21 protein-coding genes, 4 pseudogenes and 1 riboswitch are annotated in these 22571 nt (G+C 67.7%); of the genes and pseudogenes, 8 read left to right on the top strand and 17 right to left on the bottom strand.

Annotation, left to right across the window (positions count from 1 at the left end):
- Positions 1-31 precede the first annotated feature (31 nt).
- Positions 32-637 carry a glutathione transferase GstA gene (gene gstA, locus ACFJI0_RS24155; RefSeq protein WP_382322649.1) on the top strand — a complete coding sequence of 202 codons (606 nt, stop codon included), beginning with the start codon at positions 32-34 and terminating at the stop codon, positions 635-637.
- Positions 638-735: 98 nt separating this feature from the next.
- Here gstA and ACFJI0_RS24150 read toward each other — a convergent pair whose 3' ends face one another.
- Together ACFJI0_RS24150 and ACFJI0_RS24145 are read right to left on the bottom strand one after the other, a co-directional pair.
- Positions 736-1362, bottom strand: coding sequence for a YbfB/YjiJ family MFS transporter (locus ACFJI0_RS24150; protein WP_382322648.1), 627 nt, complete (start codon positions 1360-1362; stop codon positions 736-738).
- 109 nt (positions 1363-1471) lie between these two features.
- A pseudogene (locus ACFJI0_RS24145) lies at positions 1472-1817 on the bottom strand (YbfB/YjiJ family MFS transporter); the annotation flags it as partial.
- A gap of 259 nt (positions 1818-2076) precedes the next feature.
- On the opposite strand from ACFJI0_RS24145, the gene ACFJI0_RS24140 reads away from it, so the two are divergent.
- Positions 2077-3429: a transaminase gene (locus ACFJI0_RS24140; RefSeq protein WP_382322647.1), complete on the top strand. Its 1353-nt coding sequence runs from the start codon at positions 2077-2079 to the stop codon at positions 3427-3429.
- On the opposite strand, the gene ACFJI0_RS24135 is transcribed toward ACFJI0_RS24140, so the two are convergent.
- Both ACFJI0_RS24135 and ACFJI0_RS24130 read right to left on the bottom strand, forming a co-directional pair.
- Positions 3426-4028 (bottom strand): hemerythrin domain-containing protein, encoded by a 603-nt coding sequence (locus ACFJI0_RS24135; RefSeq protein WP_382163599.1) that lies wholly within the window; start codon positions 4026-4028, stop codon positions 3426-3428. The genes ACFJI0_RS24140 and ACFJI0_RS24135 overlap by 4 nt on opposite strands.
- Positions 4029-4115: 87 nt before the next feature.
- Positions 4116-6442: pseudogene (locus ACFJI0_RS24130) on the bottom strand (heavy metal translocating P-type ATPase).
- 141 nt (positions 6443-6583) lie between these two features.
- Here ACFJI0_RS24130 and ACFJI0_RS24125 point away from each other — a divergent pair.
- The 6 genes from ACFJI0_RS24125 (at position 6584) to minE (ending at position 10321) form a co-directional block, all read left to right on the top strand.
- Positions 6584-6781 carry a heavy-metal-associated domain-containing protein gene (locus ACFJI0_RS24125; protein ID WP_382163603.1) on the top strand — a complete coding sequence of 66 codons (198 nt, stop codon included), beginning with the start codon at positions 6584-6586 and terminating at the stop codon, positions 6779-6781.
- 4 nt (positions 6782-6785) lie between these two features.
- A complete protein-coding gene (cueR, locus tag ACFJI0_RS24120; protein WP_382322646.1) occupies positions 6786-7340 on the top strand; it encodes a Cu(I)-responsive transcriptional regulator in 555 nt (184 codons plus the stop codon).
- A 64-nt stretch (positions 7341-7404) separates the two neighbouring features.
- Entirely contained in the window at positions 7405-8028 is a 624-nt protein-coding gene (locus tag ACFJI0_RS24115; protein WP_382322645.1) for a Spy/CpxP family protein refolding chaperone, read from the top strand.
- A 410-nt stretch (positions 8029-8438) separates the two neighbouring features.
- A complete protein-coding gene (gene minC, locus ACFJI0_RS24110; RefSeq protein ID WP_382322644.1) occupies positions 8439-9206 on the top strand; it encodes a septum site-determining protein MinC in 768 nt (255 codons plus the stop codon).
- Positions 9207-9241: 35 nt separating this feature from the next.
- Positions 9242-10057, top strand: a complete 816-nt coding sequence (minD, locus tag ACFJI0_RS24105; RefSeq protein WP_291116397.1) for a septum site-determining protein MinD — start codon at positions 9242-9244, stop codon at positions 10055-10057.
- A 3-nt stretch (positions 10058-10060) separates the two neighbouring features.
- Positions 10061-10321, top strand: coding sequence for a cell division topological specificity factor MinE (minE, locus tag ACFJI0_RS24100; RefSeq protein WP_204735402.1), 261 nt, complete (start codon positions 10061-10063; stop codon positions 10319-10321).
- A 296-nt stretch (positions 10322-10617) separates the two neighbouring features.
- Here the strand turns inward: minE and ACFJI0_RS24095 are convergent.
- The 13 genes and pseudogenes from ACFJI0_RS24095 to ACFJI0_RS24035 all read right to left on the bottom strand — a co-directional run bounded on the left by ACFJI0_RS24095 (position 10618) and on the right by ACFJI0_RS24035 (position 22527).
- Positions 10618-12907: pseudogene (locus ACFJI0_RS24095) on the bottom strand (penicillin-binding protein 1A).
- Between the two features lie 128 nt (positions 12908-13035).
- Positions 13036-13125: riboswitch (glycine riboswitch) on the bottom strand.
- Between the two features lie 29 nt (positions 13126-13154).
- Complete coding sequence (gene map, locus ACFJI0_RS24090; protein ID WP_382322643.1) at positions 13155-13946, bottom strand: type I methionyl aminopeptidase; 792 nt, start codon at positions 13944-13946, stop codon at positions 13155-13157.
- Positions 13946-14200 (bottom strand): ParD-like family protein, encoded by a 255-nt coding sequence (locus ACFJI0_RS24085; RefSeq protein WP_382322642.1) that lies wholly within the window; start codon positions 14198-14200, stop codon positions 13946-13948. The genes map and ACFJI0_RS24085 overlap by 1 nt, the downstream gene beginning before the upstream one ends.
- A 56-nt stretch (positions 14201-14256) precedes the next feature.
- Complete coding sequence (locus tag ACFJI0_RS24080) at positions 14257-14859, bottom strand: hypothetical protein (protein ID WP_382322641.1); 603 nt, start codon at positions 14857-14859, stop codon at positions 14257-14259.
- A gap of 83 nt (positions 14860-14942) precedes the next feature.
- Complete coding sequence (locus tag ACFJI0_RS24075; RefSeq protein WP_382322640.1) at positions 14943-16130, bottom strand: calcium:proton antiporter; 1188 nt, start codon at positions 16128-16130, stop codon at positions 14943-14945.
- A gap of 247 nt (positions 16131-16377) precedes the next feature.
- Positions 16378-17167 (bottom strand): annotated as a pseudogene (locus ACFJI0_RS24070) (aminoglycoside phosphotransferase family protein).
- A gap of 23 nt (positions 17168-17190) precedes the next feature.
- Positions 17191-17499 carry a hypothetical protein gene (locus tag ACFJI0_RS24065; RefSeq protein WP_382322639.1) on the bottom strand — a complete coding sequence of 103 codons (309 nt, stop codon included), beginning with the start codon at positions 17497-17499 and terminating at the stop codon, positions 17191-17193.
- A gap of 131 nt (positions 17500-17630) precedes the next feature.
- A complete protein-coding gene (locus ACFJI0_RS24060) occupies positions 17631-19424 on the bottom strand; it encodes an ATP-binding protein (protein ID WP_382322638.1) in 1794 nt (597 codons plus the stop codon).
- A gap of 7 nt (positions 19425-19431) precedes the next feature.
- The gene (locus tag ACFJI0_RS24055; RefSeq protein WP_382322637.1) at positions 19432-20028 is read right to left on the bottom strand and encodes a response regulator; all 597 of its coding nucleotides are present in this window, start codon (positions 20026-20028) and stop codon (positions 19432-19434) included.
- Between the two features lie 92 nt (positions 20029-20120).
- Positions 20121-20513, bottom strand: coding sequence for a GFA family protein (locus ACFJI0_RS24050; RefSeq protein WP_382163630.1), 393 nt, complete (start codon positions 20511-20513; stop codon positions 20121-20123).
- A gap of 85 nt (positions 20514-20598) precedes the next feature.
- Positions 20599-21300, bottom strand: coding sequence for a spore coat protein U domain-containing protein (locus ACFJI0_RS24045; protein ID WP_382325810.1), 702 nt, complete (start codon positions 21298-21300; stop codon positions 20599-20601).
- Between the two features lie 293 nt (positions 21301-21593).
- Positions 21594-22004: a hypothetical protein gene (locus ACFJI0_RS24040; protein WP_382322636.1), complete on the bottom strand. Its 411-nt coding sequence runs from the start codon at positions 22002-22004 to the stop codon at positions 21594-21596.
- Positions 22005-22017: 13 nt separating this feature from the next.
- Positions 22018-22527: a hypothetical protein gene (locus ACFJI0_RS24035; protein ID WP_382322635.1), complete on the bottom strand. Its 510-nt coding sequence runs from the start codon at positions 22525-22527 to the stop codon at positions 22018-22020.
- Positions 22528-22571: the final 44 nt, after the last annotated feature.

Below are 22571 nucleotides of genomic sequence, written 5' to 3'. Positions count from 1 at the left end.
TCCGGCGGCGCCTTCCTGAGGACGACCACACATGAAGCTCTACTACTCCCCGGGCGCCTGCTCGCTCTCCCCGCACATCGCCCTGCACGAAGCCGGCCTGGCCTTCGAGGCCGTGCCCGCGCCCACCAAGACGCACCAGCTGCCCGACGGCACCGACTACTACACCATCAACCCGCTGGGCTACGTGCCCCTGCTCGAACTCGACGGCGGCGAGCGCCTGCGCGAAGGCCCGGCCATCGTGCAGTACATCGCCGACCAGGTGCCGCAGAAGAACCTCGCCCCGGCCAACGGCACGCTGGCGCGCTACCACCTGCAGGAATGGCTGAACTTCATCGGCACCGAGGTGCACAAGAGCTTCTCGCCGCTGTTCAACCCGGCCACGCCCGACGAGGTGAAGACCGCCACCAAGGACAAGCTGGGCCAGCGCCTGAAGTGGGTCGACAGCCAGCTCGCCGGCAAGCAGTACCTGATGGGCAACGACTTCAGCGTGGCCGACGGTTACCTGTTCACCGTCACCAACTGGGCGCCGCGCGTGGGCGTGGACATCACCGGCCTGGCCAACCTCACGGCCTACCGCGCCCGCGTGGGTGCCCGCCCGGCCGTGCAGGCCGCCATGAAGGCCGAAGGCCTGATCTAGAGAAGCACCCCCGCGCCGCCTGCGGCGTCACCCCCTCCAGGGGGCGTGCCTGGCGGCCCGGCAAAGCCGGTTCCACGGGCACCCTGGAGGGCGTTGTCTCACACCAGCGCCTTTTGCTTCATCGCGAACGCCGCGCCCAGCCACAGCGCGACGGCCGAGAACACCAGGCCGCGCGCCAGGCCGCCCGGGCCGTCGGCGATGAAGCCCACCACCGTGGGGCCGACGATCTGGCCGGCCGCGAACACGATGGTGAAGGCGCTGATGCCCGCGGCCCACTGCGCGGGCGGCAGGTTGTGCCGCACCAGCGCGGTGGTCGAGGCCACCACCGACAGGAACACCCCCCCGAACACCAGGCCCGAGGTCAGCACCAGCGGCCAGCTGCTGGTGAGCGCCGGCACGATGGCCGCCACGCCCAGCAAGGCGTTGAGCCGCGCCAGTGCCTGGCCGTCGCGGTGCCGGTCCAGCAGGCCGGCCCAGATGCGCGACGAGGCCACCACCGCCACCCCGAGCAAGGCATAGAACAGCGTGATCGAGCCGGACGAACCGCCCTGCTCGCGCAGCAGCGCGATCACGAAGGTCATGTAGCCGATGTAGCCCACGCCAAAGCCCGCGTAACCCGCGAGCGAGAACACGAAGTCGCGCACCTGGAACACACGCCCGCCGCCCGCCTGCGCGCTGGCCGATGGCACGGCGTGAGCGGCCAGCACGCGCGCCGGCCAGGCCATGAGCGCGGTGGCGCAGCAGGCAGACCAGCGCCAGCCCCCACCAGGCCCAGGCCCAGCCGTGCGGCTGGGACGCCGCCGCCAGCACCGGCGGCACGCCCAGCGCCGAGACCACGATGCCCAGCCCCGTGCCGCCGTAGTACAGGCCCAGCAGGAAGCCGCTGCGCCGCGGCTGGCGCGCGCCCAGCCGCGCGGCCAGCAGCCCGCCCACGATGAACACCACCGCACTCGCCACACCCGCCAGCAGGCGCTGCGCGAGCAGCGGCGCGGCGGCCGTGAAGAAACCGCTCAGGCCCATGAACAGCGAGGCCAGCAGCGAGCCCGACAGCAGCAGGCCGGTGGGCGAAAAACGCCGCATCAGCCAGGGCGTGCGCCAGCGCGCCGATCAGGTAGCCCAGCGCGTTGAAGGTGTTCATCGCGCCGGCCAGCGTGTAGCTCCAGCCCAGGTCCTCGCGCATCGGCGGCAGCAGCAGGCCGTAGGCGAAGCGCGTGATGCCCAGCGACACCGCCGCGCCGAGCGAGAGCGCCAGCGCGAGCCGCACGTAGGGCGTGGTGTCGGGCACGTCGGTGAGGGAGACGGGTTCGGTGCGTGGGTTCATGGCTGGGCCATTGTGGTTCAAGCGGTGCCCCACCGCACCGGTGCCAATTCGGCGCGCAACGAAATGTCCACTGCCACGCAGCGGCCCCACACCGCACCACCGCGCTTAAGCTGGCGCCATGCCCGACCCTCGACACATCGCCGCGCTCCAGCAAGCCGAGCGCGAACGTTTCATCGCCACGCACCCGCAATCCCTGGCACTCGCCCAGGCCGCGCAGGCCCACTACCTGTTCGGCGTGCCCCTGCACTGGATGCGCGACTGGCCCAGCCCCGCCGCGCTGTTCGTGCGCGAAGCGCAAGGCGCCTCGCTCACCTGCGTGGACGGCCTGCGGCACACCGACTTCTGCCTCGGCGACACCGGCGCCATGTTCGGCCACAGCCCGGCACCGCTGGCCCAGGCCATCGCGCAGCAGGCCGCGCAAGGCCTCACCTGCATGCTGCCGGCGGCCAACGCGGTGGCGGTGGGCGAAGGGCTCGCGCGCGTGTTCGGCCTGCCGATGTGGCAGCTGGCGCTGACCGCCAGCGACGCCAATCGCTTCGTGCTGCGCTGGGCGCGCGCCATCACCCGGCGGCCCCAGCTGCTGGTGTTCGACGGCTGTTACCACGGCGCGGTGGACGACACCCTGGTGGACCTGGACCCCGCGACCGGCCGCACGCTGCCGCGCGCCTCGGTGCTCGGCCAGGTCCACAACCACGCGGCCTTCACGCGCGTCGTGCCCTTCAACGACCTGCCCGCGCTCGAGGCCGCGCTGGCCCGGGGCGATGTGGCCTGCCTGCTGGCCGAGCCCGCGCTCACCAACTTCGGCCTGGTGCCACCCGCGCCCGGCTTCTGGGACGCGGCGCGCGACCTGTGCCGCCGGCACGGCGCGCTGTTCGTGTGCGACGAAACCCACACCATCTCCACCGCGCTGGGCGGCTACGCGCGGGCCCACGCGCTGGAGCCCGATTTCCTGGTGGTCGGCAAGGCGGTGGCCGGCGGCCTGCCCTGCGCGGTCTATGGCTTCACCGCCGAGATGGCCGACCGCATGGCGCGCGCCAAGGACGCCGCGCCCGAAGGCCACAGCGGCATCGGCACCACGCTCTCGGGCAATCCGCTCACACTCGCCGCGCTGCAGGCCGCGCTCACCCACCTGCACACCGATGCCAGCTACACCCCCATGCTGGCGCTGGCCGAGCGGCTCGAAACCGGTTTGCGCGAGCGCATCGCCCGCGCCGCCAAACCCTGGACGGTGACGCGCCTGGGCGCGCGCCTGGAGCTGCAGTTCATGCCGCACACCCCGCGCGACGCGCAGGACGTGCGCGACCACGCCCAGGCCGGACTCGAAGCCCTCACCCACCTCTTCATGCTCAACCGGGGCGTGCTGCTCACGCCTTTCCACAGCATGATGCTGGTCTCGCCCGCCACCACCGCGCAGGACGTGGCGCACTTGCTGCAGGTCTTCGACGCGCTGCTGACCGCGCTCGCGGCCTAGGCCTCGCCCAGCCCCAGCGGCGCGGGCGCGCGCAGCACGATGCGGGTGAACAGCCGGTCGAACTGCGGGTCGCGCGGCCTGCGCGGGTTCAAGGGGTCGGTGTGCCGGGTGAAGGCCTCGTCCAGCACGGCCCAGTCCGCCTCGGTCAGCACCTTCTCGGCCACCGGCAGCAGGGCGGTTTCTTCCAGCCGCATGTGGTCCAGATAAAACGCCACGTAGCGCTGCGCCTCGGCCACGAAGGCCGGGCGGTGCAGGTCGCCCATGTACTCCCAGGCCATCAGCAGGTGCATCAGTTCGCGCACCCGCATCTCGCCGCTCATGTGGTCGCGCTCGAGCTGTTCGATGGTCGGCATCAGCTGCGGCGCCGCGCGCGCCAGGCGCGGGAAAAGCAGGTTGGATTCCTTGGGGTGGTGGTTCTTCTCGGGGAAGGCGTCGATGTAGAACAGCATCGCGCGCAGCACGTCGAAGTAACGCTCGGGGCCACCCTCGCCGGACGCATCGGGGCCGATCCGCACCATCTGCGACAGCGTGGTCAGCATCGCGCTCAGGCTGGCGTGCTCGTCAAGGATCACGCGCACGGCGTCGTGTGTCGTCGTCATGGGAAGTCTCCTCCTCCTGCAGGAGCCCCGAGCATCGCGCGGCGGCCGCGCGCGCGCCTTGACGTGCATCAAGCCTTGAGCGCGGGCTCAGCGCTGCGGCGGCTTCCAGCGCTTGAGCAGCAGCGCGTTGCCGACCACGCTCACCGAGCTCAGGGCCATGGCCGCGCCCGCCACCACCGGGCTGAGAAAGCCCAGTGCCGCCAGCGGGATGCCGGCCACGTTGTAGGCAAAGGCCCAGAACAGGTTCTGCCGGATCTTGCGCACCGTGCGGCGCGAGATGTCCAGCGCGGCCGCCACCAGCAGCGGGTCGCCGCGCATGAGCGTGATGCCGGCGGCGTGCATGCGCAGCGTCGGCGCTCGCGCCCTGGCTGTGGCTCATGGCCATGCCCACGTCGGCGGCGGCCAGCGCGGGCGCGTCGTTCACGCCATCGCCCACCATGGCCACGGTGTGCAGGCGGTCGCCCACCACGGCCGCGCGCAACTTGCGCACCACGGTCGCCTTGTCGCCCGGCAGCACCTCGGCGATCACCTCGTCGTGGTCCGCGCGCAGGCCCAGCCGCGAGGCCATCGCCAGCGCCGCACCGCGGTTGTCGCCCGAGACCATGAACAGCCGCATGCCCTGCGCCCGCAGGCCGGCAATGGCCTCGGCCGCGCCGGCCTTGGGCTCGTCACCGAAGGCCAGCAGGGCCAGGGGCGCCCAGGTGGCGGCCGAGGCCGCATCACCCGGCGTCTGGCTGGCCAGCACCGACACCGTCGCGCCCTCGGCCTGCAAGGCCTTGGCGCGCTCGTCCAGCGGGCCCAGCTTCGCGCCGAGCTCACCCATCCAGCGCAGGCTGCCCAGGGCCAGCAGCGCGCCGTTGACGCGCCCCTGGCTGCCCCGGCCCGAGACCGCCTGCACGTCCTGCGCGGCGTCCGGCGCCACCTTGATGGACCTGGAGGCCGCGGCCTCCAGCACCGCGCGCGCCAGCGGGTGCGCGCTCTGCGCCTGCAGCGCCGCCGCCACCTGCAGCACGGCGATCTCGTCCACGCCCGGTGCGGCCTCGATCACCGTCAGGCGCGGGTGGCCCTCGGTCAGCGTGCCCGTCTTGTCGAAGGCCACCGTGTCGACCTTGTGCGCGATCTCCAGCGCCTGCGCGTCCTTGATCAGGATGCCGTGCTGCGCCGCCACGCCGGTGCCGGCCATGATGGCCGCGGGTGCTGGCCAGGCCCAAGGCACAGGGGCAGGCGATCACCAGCACCGCCACCGCGTGCAGCAAGGCCTCTTCCATCGGTGCGCCAGTCCCCAGCCAGCCCAGCAGCGTCACCAGCGCGATCACCAGCACCACCGGCACGAACACGGCCGCCACCTGGTCCACCATGCGCTGCACCGGTGCCTTGCCGGCCTGCGCGTCCTGCACCAGGCCGATGATCTGGGCCAGCACGCTTTGCGCGCCGACCGCGCGCACCCGCACGTCCACCGCGCCCTCGCCGTTGAGCGAGCCGCCGGTCACGCCATCGCCCACGTCCTTGGACACCGGCAGGGACTCGCCGGTCAGCATGGACTCGTCGGCCTGGGTGTGCCCCTGCACCACCGTGCCGTCGGCCGCGAAGCGCTCACCCGGCAACACGCGGATCACATCGCCCGGCAGCAGCTCGTCCACCGCCACATCGGTGGTCTCGGTGCGGCGAATGCCATCGGGCAACAGGTGGGCCCGCTCGGGCCGCAGCGCATGCAGCGCGCGGATGGCCGTGGTGGTCTGGCGCTTGGCGCGCGCCTCCAGCCACTTGCCCAGCAGCACCAGCGTGATCACCACCGCCGAGGCCTCGTAGTACAGGTGCGGCACCTCGCCCGCTTCGGCGCGCCACCACAGCCAGGTCGACAGCGCCCAACCGGCCGTGGTGCCGATCGCCACCAGCAGTTCCATGTTGCCGGTGCGCGCCTTGAGCGCGTGCCAGCCGGCGCGGTAGAAACGCGCGCCCAACACGAACTGCACCGGCGTGGCCAGCAGGAACTGGATCCAGGCCGGCAGCATCCAGTGCTGGCCGAACAGGTCCCCCACCATGGGCAGCACCAGCGGTGCCGAGAGCAACACACCGATCAGCACCGGCAGCAGGTCGCGCGGCACGCCCATCACGCGCTCGGTGTCCTCCTCGTCCAGGGCTTCCAGCGTGCGCGGCTCGTAACCCGCGTCGCGCACGGCGCGCTTGATGCGCGCCAGCGATTCGGCCTCGTCCACGCCACTGAGCGTGACGCGCGCCGACTCGGTGGCCAGGTTCACGGTGGCGTCGCTCACGCCCGGTTGCTTGCGCAAGGCCTTCTCGACCCGCGTCACGCACGAGGCGCAGGTCATGCCACCCACACCCAGATCGATCTGGGTCAATGGATAGGTCGAGAAGGTGGCACCGGCGTCGGGAGAGGCAGCGATCGTGTTCATGGGGTCAGCATAAGCTTTACCACCATGGGAAGGTCAAACGCGCTTGTAGCGAACTGTGACAGCGCGACCACCGCTTGACCTTGACACCATGTCAAGGATCACAATGGCTTCATGTTCCATCCACCTTTGAAGAAAGACACCATGAAACAAGTCCTCGATGTGCACGGCATGACCTGCGGCCACTGCGAAAAGTCCGTGACCACCGCCATCAAGCTGCTCGATCCCCAGGCCGAAGTCCGCATCGACCGCGGCCAGAACCGCGTCGAGGTGAACAGCACGCAGACGCGCGAAGCCCTGGTCGAAGCGATCCGCGAAGAAGGCTACCAAGTGGCGGCCTGACCCCATGCGCACCGACCGCTTTCTGCACGCGCTGGCCCCCGCCGGCGAGCAAGACCCGGGCGACGCGCTGATCCACTGGCCGGTCAGCATCGGCAAGGCGGCGCAGCTCAGCGGCATCTCGCCCAAGATGCTGCGCCACTACGAGAGCCTGGGCCTGCTCACGCCCGTGCCCCGCACCGACAGCAACTACCGCCAGTACAGCCTGGCCGACGTGCACACGCTGCGCTTCATCCGCCGTGCGCGCGACATGGGCTTCGGCCTGGACGCCATCACCGAGCTCGTGAGCCTCTGGCACAACCGCCGGCGCAGCAGCGCCAGCGTCAAGCGCATCACGCAGAAACACCTGGACGAACTGGCCCAGCGCATCGAAGCCCTGCAGGCCATGCAGCGCACGCTGGACCAGCTGCTGCACCTGTGCCCCGGCGACGACCGACCCGACTGTCCCATCCTCGACGACCTGAGCCACCCCGCTTGCACAGTTGCTGCAAAAAGCAGCACAAAACTTTACAAACCCGCCACATCGGCGGCACGGGGTGGAAACACGCGCGCCAGACACTGAAACCACTCCGCAGCCCGACACCTGTCCTGTGGAGATCCATCCTCAACAGACACCAGGAGTCCTCATGAAATCGCTTCCGAAACGCGCGCTGATCGCCACCACCCTGGCCACCGCCCTGGTGGGCACCTTCGCCACCGCCCTGGTGCAGGCCTCGGCCCTGCACCCCTCGGCCCTGGCCGCCGGCACGGCCAACACCGTCACCGTGGTGGCCCAGGCCGACACGGCGGCCAAGCCGGCCGTCAAACCCGCTGCCCCCACCGCCGAGCAGCGCGACCAGAAACGCGCCGAACGCCACGCCCAGATGCAGAAGCGCATGGCCGAGCGCCAGGCGGCCTTCAAGGCCGAGCTCAAGCTCACCCCCGAGCAGGAACCGGCCTGGAACGCCTTCATCGCCCGCACCCAGCCTCAGGTCGGCGCCATGCCGCGCCAGGGCACCCGGGAAGACTGGTCCAAGCTGACCACCCCGCAGCGCCTGGACAAGATGCAGGCCCTGAAAGCCGAGCGCGACGCCGCGATGGCCGAACGCGTCGACGCGATCAAGAGCTTCTACGCGGTGTTGAACGCCGATCAACAAAAAGTCTTTGATTCAAAACACCTGGGCGGCTTCCAGCGCGCCGGCATGCACCGCGGCCACCGGGGTGAGCATCGGCACCACGGCGAGCAACCGGGCGTGAAAAAGCCGACCTGAACAGGCGCCCGGACCGCGCCGGGTTCCCGTTCCACTATTCTTCTAAATCTTTAAATACAAAATAGCAGTAGTAGTAGAGGGCGCTGTCCGGTGTGGACAAGCGCCCTTTTTCTTGCTGGATCAAGGACTTGGCTCGCTCAGAAGCCTGTGTGAAGGGCACGGTTCCTTGGCGCTCGAAACGGGGATAACAAGGCAGTTACCCACTTTTCTGTGGATAACTCATGCGTTGTTAAAAAATTATTCACAGGTTTGTGCAAAACCCGCTCGTCGGTTGCTGAAACATGCCCTGACACCTGCACACCTTCCCGGGCCAAAACCCGTCAACCCGGCTGGTAAGATGCGCCGCTTCACAGCCAGACCTGCCGACCCGGCGTTCCTGCGGCTGGCCCGTTTTTGGATCTGTTTCGCCCATGTCTGTCGCCCTCGCAGGAAACGCGCCCGCCACCTTCGAAATCAAGAGCGCCCACCTGCCTTTGGTGGCCCTGATGCTCAAGTCGTCCAACCTGGATCTCCTGGCGCAGGAGTTCGCCCAGCGTTTTGGCGACATGCCCGATTTCTTCGACCACGATCCGGTGGTCATCGACCTGCACCCGTTGAACGTGGCCGAGGCCCATGCCCTGCCCGACTTCGGCGCGCTGCAGACCTTGCTGCGCCAGCACCGCCTCACGCCCCTGGCCGTGCGCGGCGGCACCATCGAACAGACCGCGCTGGCCGTGGCCGCCGGCCTCACGCCCGCGCCCGATGCCACCGTGCAACGGGCCGCCCCGTCGGCGGTACCGACCGAGACCGCCTCGCCGGAACCCGTGGCCGCGCCCCAGCCGATGCCCATGCCCGGTGCGCTGGTGATCGACAAGCCCCTGCGCTCGGGCCAGCAGGTTTACGCGCGCGGCCGCGACCTGGTGGTCATGGCCATGGTCAACCCGGGTGCCGAGGTGATCGCCGACGGCAACATCCACGTGTACGCGCCGCTGCGTGGCAAGGCCATCGCCGGTGCGCGCGGCTACGGGGAGGCGCGCATCTTCGCGCTGTCCATGGCGCCCGAACTCATTTCCATCGCCGGCATCTACCGCACCAGCGAAGTGGCCTTGCCCGAATCGGTCCAGGGCAAGACCGCGCAGGTGCGCCTGGTGCCCGGGCCCGATGGCGACAAACTCGTGATCGACGCCATCGGCGTCTGAGTCTCACCCCTTATTCGAATCGAAGGACTTTCACCATGACCAAGATTGTTGTCGTCACCTCCGGCAAGGGCGGCGTGGGCAAGACCACCACCAGCGCCAGCTTCGCCTCGGGCCTGGCCCTGCGCGGCCACAAGACCGCCGTCATCGATTTCGACGTGGGCCTGCGCAACCTGGACCTGATCATGGGCTGCGAGCGCCGCGTGGTGTACGACCTGATCAACGTCATCCAGGGCGAGGCCAACCTGAACCAGGCCCTGATCAAGGACAAGCAGTGCGACAACCTGTTCGTGCTGGCCGCCAGCCAGACGCGCGACAAGGACGCCCTGAGCCAGGAAGGCGTGCACAAGGTGCTGACCGACCTGTCGGCCATGGGCTTCGAGTACATCATTTGCGACTCGCCCGCCGGCATCGAGACCGGTGCGCTCATGGCCATGCACTACGCCGACGAGGCGCTGGTGGTGACCAACCCCGAGGTCTCCAGCGTGCGCGACTCCGACCGCATCCTGGGCATGCTGGGCAGCAAGACGCAGCGCGCCATCGAGGGCAAGGAGCCGATCAAGGAACACCTGCTGATCACGCGCTACAACCCGGGCCGCGTGGCCGATGGCCAGATGCTCTCGCTCAGCGACATCCAGGACATCCTGCGCATCAAGCTGATCGGCGTGATCCCGGAAAGCGAAAGCGTGCTGACCGCCTCCAACCAGGGCATGCCGGCCATCCACCTCAAGGGCACGGACGTGGCCGAGGCCTACAGCGACGTGATCGACCGTTTCCTCGGTGCCGACAAACCACTGCGCTTCATCGAGGCCGAAAAAGTGGGCTTCTTCAAGCGCCTGTTCGGAGGGAAGTAAGGCATGTCGATCCTGTCTTTCCTGCTGGGTGAAAAGAAGAAAACCGCCAGCGTCGCCAAGGAGCGCCTGCAGATCATCCTGGCGCACGAGCGCAGCGGGCGCAGCGCTTCCGAGCCCGACTACCTGCCCGCGCTGCAGCGCGAGCTGGTCGCGGTGATCGGCAAGTACATCAAGATCAACCCGGACGACATCAAGGTCCAGCTCGACCGCCAGGACAACCTGGACGTGCTCGAGGTCAAGATCGAGCTGCCCGACCGCAAGTGATCGATGGCGGATCGGGTGAACTTTTGCAGTTCGCGCCTCCGATTCCCCATCTCGGGCCGTTTTCAGCCCACTTCATGCCACCGGTGCGCGGAACATCCGCCAATTCCTAGACTCCATGTTCTAGGGGGTGGCGCCGGCTTGCTGGCGTGATGCGGTGGAAGAGCCGCACCCATCCCGGGTTTCGCGGCGCTGCTATGTTCTTGCTGGAAGGGTGCAAGGACGCGGTTTCCAGCTTGTCTGGCTTCTCCTCTGGGCCTGTTTGTTGGGGCAAATCGGGGCCGAGCAACGCCGCTTTTTCATTCCCCCGGGGCCGGGATGCCGCTGCGGCATTCGAACGGGCCCTGGATGAAGGTGTGGGGCTCGACGGTGCAGGGGCCCTCCAGGGATTCCGGGTAGACGTAGTCGTCGCCCCATGGCACCAGGTCCGCCGGCATGCGGCGCTCCTGCTCGGGCCGCTGGGCGACGGCGACCTTCATGTAATCCGTCCAGACGGGCAATGCCAGGCTTCCCCCGGTCGCGTTGCCCAGGCTGCGCGACTGGTCGTACCCGATCCACACCACCGAAGCGACGCCCGATGAATAACCGGCGAACCAGGCATCGCGTGCGTCGTTGGACGTGCCGGTCTTGCCGGCTGTGTCCTCGCGCCCGAGTGCGCTCGCTCGCCGCCCCGTGCCGTGCCGCACCACGTCGCGCAGCATGCTGTCCATCACGTAGGCATTGCGTGGGGAGATCACCTGGCCGCGGGGCGACACCGGCGGCGCTTCGTAGAGCACCGCACCGCCGCGCTCGCTCACCTTGAGCACCAGGCGGGACTCGACCCGTTCTCCTTCGTTGGCGAACACCGCGTAGGCCTCGGTGAGCTGCAGCGGGGTCACCGCACCCGCGCCCAGCGCCAGCGGCAGGATCGGAGGATTGAGCTCGGCCGCGAAACCGAAACGGGTGGCGAACTGCTGCACATATTCCGTGCCGGCGGCGTCCATGAGGTTGACCGCCACCACGTTCTTCGAGCGCGCCAGGGCCCGCCGGGCCGTGATGAAGCCTTCGTACTGGTTGCCGTAGTTGCGCGGTCGCCAGGCCTTGCGGCCGCGCGCCGAGGGCGTGACCAGCCGCTGCGTGTCGTCGACCAGGGTGCCGGGGAAATAGCCTTTTTCCAGCGCGGCGGAAAACACGAAGGGCTTGAAGGTCGATCCCGGCTGGCGCACCGCCTGCACCGCGTGGTCGAACTGGTTGAACGCAAAGTCGAAGCCCCCGGCCAGTGCCAGGATCTCACCCGACCTCGCATCGATGGACACCAGCGCGCCCTGCATCTGCGGCAGCTGTGTCAGCCGCCAGCGCCCGGCCGTGTCGGCCACGACACGAACGACGGCACCCGGTTCGATGCGCCTGCGCGCCGGTGCGTCGGGTTTGAGCAGCGCGCTGCTGCCCGGGCTCAGCGTGTGGCGTGCAATGCGAATCACGGTGCCGTCGCGCAGGGCGGCCGTGATGCCGGCGGAGGTCGAGGCTTCCAGCACGGTTGCGCACGCGCAAGGCGCCACTGTCCCGGTAGGGCGCGAGGGCCCGGCGGATGCCGGCCGGGTCGTCGGCCTGCACGGCTTGCTTCAGATGGCCTTCCGGCCCCGCGGGGCCGCGCTGGTGCTGTGCATTCAACAGGCCGGCGCGCAAGGCATGGGTGGCGGCGCGCTGCTCGGCCACGTGGATGGTGGTGGTCACATCCAGGCCCCGCGAGTAGGCCTCGTCCCCATAACGCTCCACCAGCATCTTGCGAACCTGTTCGACCGCGTAGGCCGATGCCGGGTCGGTCGACGGGTGGTTCAGCGCCAAGGTCAGGGGCTCGGCGCGGGCCTGCTCATAGGCCGGCTCATCGAGATGCCCCAGCTCGCGCATGCGCTTGAGAATGTGCTGCTGGCGCACGGTGGCGCGCTCGCGGTTGGCGACCGGGTTGTAGGCGGAGGGCGCCTTGGGCAGGCCGGCCAGCATGGCCGCCTCGGCGACGCTGAGCTGGTCGAGCGTCTTGTCGAAGTAGACCGATGCGGCCGCCGCGAAACCGTAGGCCCGTTCGCCCAGGTAGATCTGGTTCATGTACAGCTCCAGGATCTTGTCCTTGCTGTAGACCGATTCGAGCTTGTAGGCCAGCATGATCTCCATGACCTTGCGCCGGTAGGTCTTCTCCCGGCTCAGGAAGAAGACCCGCGCGACCTGCATGGAGATGGTGCTGCCACCTTGCGCGTGCCCACCGGCCAGGAGGTTGCCGAGCGCCGCGCGAACGAGGCCCGCGTAGTCCACCGCCCCGTGTTCGTGGAACCGCGCGTCCTCGATCGCCAGCAAGGCCTGCTGCATGCGCAACGGGATGCGCTCGATCGGCACGAACTCGCGCCGCTCTTCGCCGTACTCGGCGAGCAGGCTGCCGTCCCTGGCGTGGATGCGCATGGGCAGCATCGGTTCGTAGTGGGCCAGGTGACCAACCTCGGGCACCTGCTGCCACAGGCGGTGCAAGGCATGGGCGGCGCCGAGGGCAACGCCGATGCACAGGCCAAGGGCCAGCGCGGCGAAGAACCGGGCCGTGAAAGGGGTTCGAAAGGAGAACATGGGCAAGGCTCAGGTGAAAGCGCCTCTCCCCCTGTCCTTTTACCTGAGAGTTTCGACTGCGTCGGCAGTCTGCCCCTTCGGTGTGCCGGTGCGCGCGCGGTGCGGCTCGGCCTCTCTCCAGTCGGCGAAATGTGTCTGCGGTCCGGTGGCCTGAGCGATCATGGGAGTTTGCGCCTTCGGCGGAGGCGCGACACGCCTCGCTCTCCCGCAGAGCGTCGCAGTCTATCAGAGGGTCAAAACCCGGGCGTCACACCGGTGCGCGGGCACCCGTGCCACCCGGCCAGGGCGTGAGCACCTCGTGTCCCTCGGGCGTGACGGCCACCATGTGTTCCCACTGGGCGGACAGGGAGCGGTCTTTGGTCACGACGGTCCACCCATCGGCCAAGGTCCGGGTCTCGCGCTGGCCTGCGTTGAGCATGGGTTCGATGGTGAAGACCATCCCCGGCTCCAGCCTGAGCCCCTCGCCGCGCCGGCCATGGTGAAGCACGTTCGGTTCTTCGTGGTAGATCCGGCCAATGCCGTGCCCGCAGTACTCGCGCACCACGCTGAAGTGCTCTCGATGGGCGACGGACTGGATGGCATCGCCAATGTCCCCCAGCGTCGCGCCGGGCCTGACCTGCCGGATGCCGGCCAGCAGGGCTTCGTAGGTGGTCTCCACCAGACGCCGGGCCAGCACGTTGGGTGTGCCGACGAAGTACATGCGGCTGGTGTCGCCGAACCAGCCGTCCTGGTTGACGGCCACATCGATGTTGATGATGTCGCCCTTCTTCAGCAGCTTGTCGGGCGAGGGGATGCCGTGGCAGACCACCTGGTTGACGGAGGTGAGGATGGTCTTGGGGTACCCGTGGTACCCCAGGTTGGCCGGGATGGCGCCCTGGACATTCACGATGTGGTCGTGGCAGATCCGGTCCAGCGTCTCCGTGCTGACCCCGGGGACGACGTGGGGCTCGATCATGCCGAGCACCTCCGCGGCCAGCCTGCCGGCGCGCCGCGCCATCTCGATGTCCTCGGCGGACTTGATGGTGATGCCGCGAGCCACTAGCGCTGGCCCGCCGGGGCTGTGCGGGACTTGCCCGGTGGGGTCGCGGCCGCCACGGTGATGTCCAGGCCCCCCGCGAGTTCCGCCCGCACCAACAGCTGGCAGATCTCCCGGTGGTCCAGCGCCGGGTGAAGCTCGGTCAGCATGCCAACCCGCATCCAGTGTTCGGCCTGCGCATTGATGGACCTGCTCAGCGCATTCCCCGCCACGCGCAGGTTCTCGTGCATCAGGTCCGAAATCTTGACGATCCCCATTCATCACCTATATATGAAACGTATATGAATTATATACGCCTCAAGGTGGACGGCGGCTAGTTGGGGTTGGCCGGCGGGGTGGGTGGCGCGGCGGCCGGTGGGGGGTCCACCGGATCCAGCAGGCCCTTGGGCGGGTTGCGCTTCATCTCACCGGCCAGCGTCAGCTGCTCGGGACTCATGCATTCATCGGCCAGCCGCTTGCCCAGTTGCTGGCTCATGAGCATGGACTTGTTGCCCAACTGCAGCCACATGGCGCCCCGCTTCGGGTCTTCGAGCCGGATGGCACCGGTGCGGCTTTCCACCGGGTGCATGTAGTACCGCGCGTTGCGCATGTTCTTCACCTGCACGATGAAGAACCCCTGCCGCTTGGCGGGCACGATCTCCACAGCCGAGCCCAGTTCGCAGGGGATGTTGCCGAGGTACACGCGCTGCGCGACCGCGAGATCGGCTTCGGTGAGGTTCACGCTGGAATCCTCTTCGATCGGTGTCACTTCTTCCACGGCCTTGGCCGCGGAGCGCGCCAGCGGCGCGCGTTTGGTCGTGGTGGTGGGTTTGGCCGCTGGCTTGGCGGCGGGCTTCGCGGGGGTCTGCTGCGCCATCACCGGGATGGGCGCGAACGCCACGGCGCTCAGGGAGAAGACGAGGGCAAGGATTTTCATGGGCCATAGTCTGCCCGCATGGCCGCTGAAATGCTGTTCGCAGATGTTTCGACCGCATCCACCGTGGGCCGCCCATGGCGCGGCTAGGGAAAGAACAACAGCACGGCGAACACGGCAAACAGCGCGAGGTGCATGTAACCCTGCAGCGCCGAGGTGCGCTGGCCGTTGAAGGTGAGCATGCTCAGCACGGCGGTGCGCACAAACAGGGCCGTGTCCATGTGGGAGATGCCCATGACGACCTGCTTGTCGTACAACAAGCCAATGGCCAGCACCGCGGGAACCGTGAGCCCCACGGTGGAGACAAAGGCACCCAGACACAGGTTGACGGCCCGCTGCATCTCATTGCCCAGCGCCGCGCGCACGGCGGTCAAGGACTCGGGGGTGAACACGATCAGGGCGATGAGCACGCCACTCACGGCCACGGGCGCGCCCGCGGCCGCAATGCCGTAGTCGAGCACGACGGCCAGGTGGTGGCCCAGCAGAACGATCGGAACAATCATGGCCAGCAGCAGCAGCGAATGCACCCAGACATCCTTCCTGCTTTGCTGGACAGAACCCTCCGCCTTTTCGGTCTCGGTCGGCGCCCTGGAGGTGCGTTCCATGCGGCGCACCACCATCGCCCCGGGAGGGGGCTGAACGAAGAGGCGCTTGTGGCTGCCGATCTGCTTCCACAGGAAGGCCGCGTACAGCAGCGCGGTGAGGACACCGATGCCCATCGCCTGCTCAGGCCCGAATTCACCCGCTGTGCTGGTGAACTTGGGCAGCACCAGGGCCACCGTGGTCAACAGGGCAATCATCGACAGGTAGGCCGTCGCCCCCTGCGCATTGAACTCCTGTTCGCCATGCCGGGCAGCGCCCACCGCCAGGCAGATCCCCATCACGAGGTTCAGGATGATCATCAACACGGCAAAAATGGAATCGCGCCCGATCGTGGGAGCTTCCCCCGGACCCAAGAGCACCGAGGCAATCAGGATGACCTCGATGGACACGATGGACAGCGTCAGGATGAGCGTGCCGTACGGCTCGCCCAGTTTGTGCGCCAGGTAGTCCGCCTCATGCACGACACCAAACGATGCCGCCACGATGGTGGCCAGCAGCACGGCGAAGCTCAGGCCGGCGACACCGGGTGTGAGTGGCGCGGCCAGCCAGGAGGAACCGTAAAAAGAGAACAACCCCACCACAACCCATGCACCGAGCAGAAGCGCCCAGGTGGCTGGAGAGATGAGCCGCGCGCGCGCGGCGGGTGGGTGGAGGGGGGAGGCGTTGACCATGGCGACCACTTTCACAAGCAGTGCGGGGGCCGTCCCTCGCGGTTGAATCCATGCCGATGGGGTCGTCCCCATTCGGCCTCACACCTGGCGCGTGAGCCCCACAATTATAGGTTTCGAGCTTGTGACCCCGTGAACCGCCTCAGCCGCGCCTCTCCTCTCACGGCATTGGCGCGGGCCTGAACAGGACCTGTGAAGCGGCCCTGTTCGGGCGCCATGCGGCTGGAGAAGAAACGGTGCTCGTGACCGCTCAGAGATGGGCCGATGCCATGTGGGCCATCGCCAAGGCCGTGTCCGGCGCGGAGCCGTCCTCCAGATGCCAGCAAGCGGAAAGGCCCGCCCAGGCCAGGATCCATTGAAGCAGCCGCCTGCGCTCGAGACCCGCCGAGGCGGCAACCACCTCCAGCCGGCGGAGAAACCGCTCCGGCGAGGTGGCGGTCTCAGCGTCGGGATTGCAGAAGAGGTTGGCGTAGTCAAAACCGCGTTCGCCCCACAGGCCCTTGGGGTCGATCGCGAGCCAACCGCGTGGACCGAAGTCCAGGACGTTGCCGTGGTGGATGTCCCCGTGAAGCACACCGACATCCCGCGCCGAGGCCAACAAGTCCCGTGCGGTCGCTGCGGCCGTGGCGAAGATGCCGCCTCTTGCTGCCGCGCAGGCCTCCAGCCCTTGAAACCAGGTGGGCAAGTCGGTGAGTGCCGGTGGCGGCCCTGGCCGGGGCGCGTGCAGTCGGGCGACCACGGCACACAGGATGTTGCAGGCTTCATCGTCGCGCCCATGGCGAGCCATCTCGGCGAGCGCCATGCCGCCTGGCGCGCGCTCCAACAGCAGCGCCGGGCCCTCGTGGGCCAGCACCCTGGCCGCACCGTCGCCCTGCCACCAGGCCATCAATGCCGCGCCGGCCCGCTCCTCCTGTTGGGTTGCGCAGCTTCAGCATGGCGGGCGTCCCGTGGAACCGCACGGGCAGGAGCTGCCCGCTGTTCGTGACGACAGGCGGGCCGTCGGGCACCAGGCCCCAGCGATGGATGTGCTCGGCCCTCACGACACCTTACTGCATGCCCCCTGTCACCTGCATTGCTCGTCAAACGTGCTCGTCATGGTGGACACCACCTCGGGGCGGATGCCGAGCCAGGTCTCGACCTTCATGTTCGTGGCCTTGGCTTCGCACTGGAGCCGCGCCTGTTCGGGCGGTTTTGCCGGCATCAGCTTGATCAAACCCGACAGGGCATCGCAATACAGTTTGAAGTTCTTCGCGCGCAATGCGTTGTCTCTCTGGGTGCGGAGCTTGTCGTACTCGGCACACTGCGGATCGGGTGCCGCGACGGACACGGCGGCGAGCAAGGACAGGGTCAGGCCAAGAAGGAGTTTGCGCATGGGAACGGGTCCGGGGCGGGACGTGGTTGGGTCGGAAGGAGAGATGGTCAACAGACGATCGCGAGTATTCATCGCGACCCTCCCTGGCGTGAAGTGACCCCGGTCACATGGCGGCGGGTGAGAACGGCAGATCAGCGCGCCAGCGCGTCCAGCAGCTGTTGCGCTTGCACAGGTTTGTGCAGGAAGGGCACACCGCTGGTTCGGATGTCGGTGATGCGTTGCGGCGCGGTCTCGCCGGTCACCAGCAAGGTGCGCAGGTGGGGTGAGGTGTTGCGCAGGACCAGGAGGTAGTCCAGGCCGTTGCGTTCTCCCGGGAGCCGGAAGTCGGAAACGACGGCGTCGATCGGGTGTCGCTGCAGCAGGTGCTGCGCCTGCGCCAGATCGCTGGCGGGGTACACCGTGCAACCGCGCGCGCAGAGCACCAATGCCATGGCCTCGCGGCTGGCCGGCTCGTCGTCAATGACGAGCACATGGCGCGGCAGGCTGTTCGCGGCGTGAACCGGGGGAACAAGGCCAGCGTCTGCAGGGCTTGCTGGATGGAGCCTGCGCCCGTCGGCCTGTTTCACCCACACCCGAAAGCGTGTGCCTCGCGACGGCATCGATGAGAGCGCCATGGGATGTTCCAGCAGGCTCGAGAGCCGTTTGACGATGGACAGGCCGATGCCCAGACCGGATGCGCGGTCGCGTTGTGGATTGGCCAGCTGGTAGAACTCGTCGAACACCCGTTGTTGATGTTCTGTCGCGATGCCGATGCCGGTGTCGACCACCTCGAAGCGGACCCAACCGGCCCGTCCCGCGGGGACCCCCGCCCTTGCCGCGACGAGCACACCACCGGTGCGCGTGTATTTGATGGCGTTGTCGATCAGATTGCCGAGCAGGCGCGTGAGCAGCTGCACGTCGCTCACGACGACCAGATCGCCCGGCGCCCGGAACCGAAGCTGCAGGTCGCGCTCCTGGGCGCTGCCGGAGAACATGTGGTTCAGCGACAGGAACAGCTCGTGCACGCGCACGGGCGCCAGCGCGGGTTGCACGGCGCCCGCATCCAGCCGGGAGATGTCGAGCATGGTGTCCAGCGACTGGTTCAGCATGCGCACCGAGTGGCTCAACCGCGTGACCGTCTGTGCGCTGTCCGGATCGAGCTGGGACCGTTCCAGCACCGAGGTGAACAGCGAGATGGCATGAAGCGGTTGGCGCAGATCGTGGCTGGCGGACGCGAGAAAGCGGCTTTTTTCCCGGTTGGCGTTTTCGACCAGTTCCACCTGCTGGGCCAGGCGGCGGGCGAGGTCTTCCTTTTCAAAGCGCACCGTCAGCGACTGCTCGAGCAGGTCCGCCTGCTGGAACGTCCACTTGAGCGTCATCACCAGAAAAAGCGTCATGCAGAAGGCCAGCACCGAACCGACCAGGCCACCGTGCCAGAGGCAGGCGGAGATCATGCCGACCGCCGCCGGGACGCTGAACGCGGCGATGGTCTGGCGGTGGGTGGAGACGATCGCGGAGCCGAGCGATATCGCACCCATGATGAACACGGAGATGAGAATCAGAGGGTCCACGTTCCGGTGCGCGTTGAGCAGCCAGGGTGCGGCCCCCCACATGGCGCCCAGCAGAAAGATGTCCCGGACACGGCCTTGCAGGATGCGGGGCAACTCGTGGTCCTGCAGGGGGCCGTGGGCCTCCAGCTTTCTGCGCTGCACGTAGCTCGTGAAGACGACGATGTAGAACAGGCCGAGCCAGACCAGGGGAAGCAGGGACGTCCCATTCAGGTAGAACAGGATCGCCAGCGGCGTGGCGAAAGGGATGGGCGAGAGGATGCGCACCGGCCCGGTCTTTTGCAGCAGGAGCGCGAGCTGGATGCGCTGCACGGTCAGTGGCGACCGGGCTTGCACGCCCAGCGCCCGGTGAATGCTCGTCAGCAGCTTCTCGATCACACCAGGCTCAGGAAAACAGCCCGATCAGCTCGGCGCGGGAGCGAACGTTGAAGACGAGAAAAATCGTCGAAACGCAATTCTTCACCGAGCCCAGCACCAGCCCGGTTTCGGCGGCGATCGCCTGGTTGTCGAGGCCGCTGAGCAGCAGCTCCAGGACCTGGACCTGGCGGTCGGTCAACCGGACGCCAGGCCTCAGGTTCTGGCTGCGGGCCGCCGCGCCGTGTTTCCCCGGGCGATGGCTGGCCGTGGAGGCGCTCTCAATCGCCGCGAGCATGCCCTTCAATCCATCGGTATCGCCCGTCTTGCAGAAGTAGCCCCAGGCACCGTGCGCCAAGGCTTCTTCGCGAACGCGGGGATCGTGCGTGCCCGACACGACCACGATCGGCAACTGCGGATAGAGCTGCCGCAGGAGTTTGAGGCCGGTCAGGCCGCGGGTGTCGCCCAGGTTCAGATCGAGCAACAGCAGAAAGACCTCCTCGGCGCGCTGCTTCAGAAACAGCAGGGCCTGCTCCAGGCTGTGCGCATCGGCCACATGGAAACGGTCGGCGAAGTGCTGATCGATCACCTGGCGCAGACCCATCCGCACCAGTTCGTGGTCGTCCACGGCCAGTATCGTTTTGCATTGCTGGGTTTCTGACATCGCCAGATGTTAGCCGCGGCAGCATCGCGGCCGCAGAGGGCGCAAGGATTCGCCGCTCATGCCTCGGGACGGCCCGTTTCCTCCTCGTCGCGCTCATACCGCCTGGCGAGTGGGAACGGTGGCAGCCAGGATTCGCGGCGCACGGTCCAGAGTTCGTAGGTGGGCACGAACTGGTCGGGCGCGTCGAGGGTGCCCAGGTTGACTTCGATTTCGTCGCCACTGCGCCCATACACCGACGAACCACAGCGAGGACAGAAAAACCTGCCGGCGTAGTCGCTCGTTTCGCCTTCGACGGTCACGGCGTTCTGCGGAAAGATCGCGGAGGCGTGGAAGAGCGCGCCGTGGTGTTTCCGACAGTCGAGACAGTGGCACAGGCCCACCCGATGGGGTCGGCCGGTGGCTTCAATTCGAACGTTGCCGCACAGGCAACCACCCGTGAATCGGTCCATGCTGCGTCTCCTGGGATCGACCGCCATTGTCTCCCCGGCACCCGGTTTTCGAAAACGGTTTTTTTGACCACGGTCACACGGGCGTTCAGTAGGTGATGAACACCGTGTGCGCCTGGGTGCCCGAGCATGTGGGCCCGGTGCAGGTGCCTGCCTGACCCGCCTGCATGCTGCCGGTGAGCGTGACCGCCTGGCCGGTGTTGCCGTTGCCGCTGCCCGAAGCGGGCGACGGGGTGATGGTGTACCGCAGACCTTGGAGCACGGCGGGGTTCGGGCTCACAGAGATGGTCCACGGCAGGCCCGAGCTGCAGCGCAACATGAAGCTGGTGGTTGAGGTTTGTGCTGTGGCGCTGAACGCGGTGTAGTTGAACGCCAGGTTGCCCGGGTAGGTGTTGAACACGCACTGGTTGTTCACGCCCACTGTCATCACCACCGGTGCGTTGGGGCTGAGCGCGCCCGCGTTGCTGTTGGGGTATTGCGCGAAGATGTTGAAGGTGTCGCTGTAGACGCCGGCCGCGGGTGAGGAGGGGTTGCCGCCAAAGCCCACCTGAACCCGGATGCAATAGGTCAGCGTGGTCGTGGCCGTCAAGGCGGCACCAAAGTTCAAAGTGCCGGTTTCCACATTGCCTGTGCCCGTGGCGGGCGCGCGCCAGTTGGTGTTGTTGTTGCAAGTGCCGCCGCGGCGCAGGGAGTAGCTGAGGTAGTTGGAGCTGCTGCTCAGGCGCACACGCCGGAAGGGCTGAGAGGACGTTGCGTTGAGCCCGTCGTCCGCCTTGAGGCGGTAGCTCAGGTTGCTGCTATCGCCTGCGGACCGGGTGCAGGTCCGCCTGCAAGGCCACCTCGGTCTCACCCTCGTTGCTGATGGACACGGCCACGACCCGCTCGCGTGGGGTCATGTGGATGCGGACCGGCGAAATCGAAAAGGCACCCGCCTCGGCCGCAGGGGCCCATACCAAGGCGGGCGTGGAGAAAGCAAGTGCAAGACACCGGAGCCACGTCGATCGGGCGAGAGAGGCAGAAACGTTCATGGGCTTGAGCCTGCTCTGCAAGGAACGGGCATCCTCCGCAGGAAGTACAGAGACACTAGAAAGACACCAGGATCTCCACCGGCTCGTCGGTCCGCTCGTGGCCCGAGGACACTCGCATCGCGGTGACGGAGGCTGGTGGATCCCGCGAGACCGGGAAACGGGCGGAACGGGCCGAGTCGGACGCTCCGCGCATCATGAGATAGCGAAAATGGCCGCCCGATGTGCCCACAAAGGCATGGAGGGGCATTGGCAAGATGTCCACGAACTGACCGCTGGTGCACGTCACCTGGAAATCGGCAGCTTCGTTCAGAGGCTCACTCACGCAGGTGCCTTGTGACGTCGATGCCATCTTCACCGCGACGTGAAAGCCCGCCGTGGCTGCGGCGCCGGCCGCGAGGGGCCACGTCAGAAGAAGACCGCACAACACACCCACCGCTCGGCGGTGGGTGCTGCAGACTGCGTTCATGACATCTCGGGCGTCAATAGGTGATGATCAGCTGGCGCGCCTGCGTCTGCAGACCTGGGTTGTGAGTGCCTGCCTGGCCTGGAGGCATGGCGCCTGACACGGCATAGCGGTAGGTGTCGGCCGTGCCGATGCTGGAGGTCGTGGCTGCCGAGCCCGCTGTGATGGCACCTGCTGCCACGGCCAGCGTGTAGCGCAGGCCGGCAACCACGCCTTCGCCCGTCGCCGTGGCTGCCGCAGCGGTGCTCGTCATGTCGGTGCCGGTGTCGAAGGCCACGGTGGGGGCGGCGGCAAAACCGCGCGTGCATTCGAAATCGATATTGATGCCGGCGGCGTTTTGTGCGCCGCCCTGGAACGCGGTGTAGGTGCCGAAATTGAGTGTCTGGTTGTCCGAGCCGGTCTTGACCCGGCAGACGGAGGTCAGCGTGACAGAGGCGTTGAAGGTGGCGCTGACATTGGCAGCCAGTGCTTGCTGGCCCACAAGGCCGACGGCGCAAAGCAGCAGAACGCGGAATGGGGTCTTCATGGAACTTCCTTTGTGGCGAATGAGGCGCCCGCGTGCGATGCGTT

Origin of the sequence: Hydrogenophaga sp. UC242_53 (assembly GCF_042696965.1) — a bacterium.
Classification (GTDB): domain Bacteria; phylum Pseudomonadota; class Gammaproteobacteria; order Burkholderiales; family Burkholderiaceae_C; genus Hydrogenophaga.
This window is presented reverse-complemented; position numbering and strand designations above follow the sequence as displayed.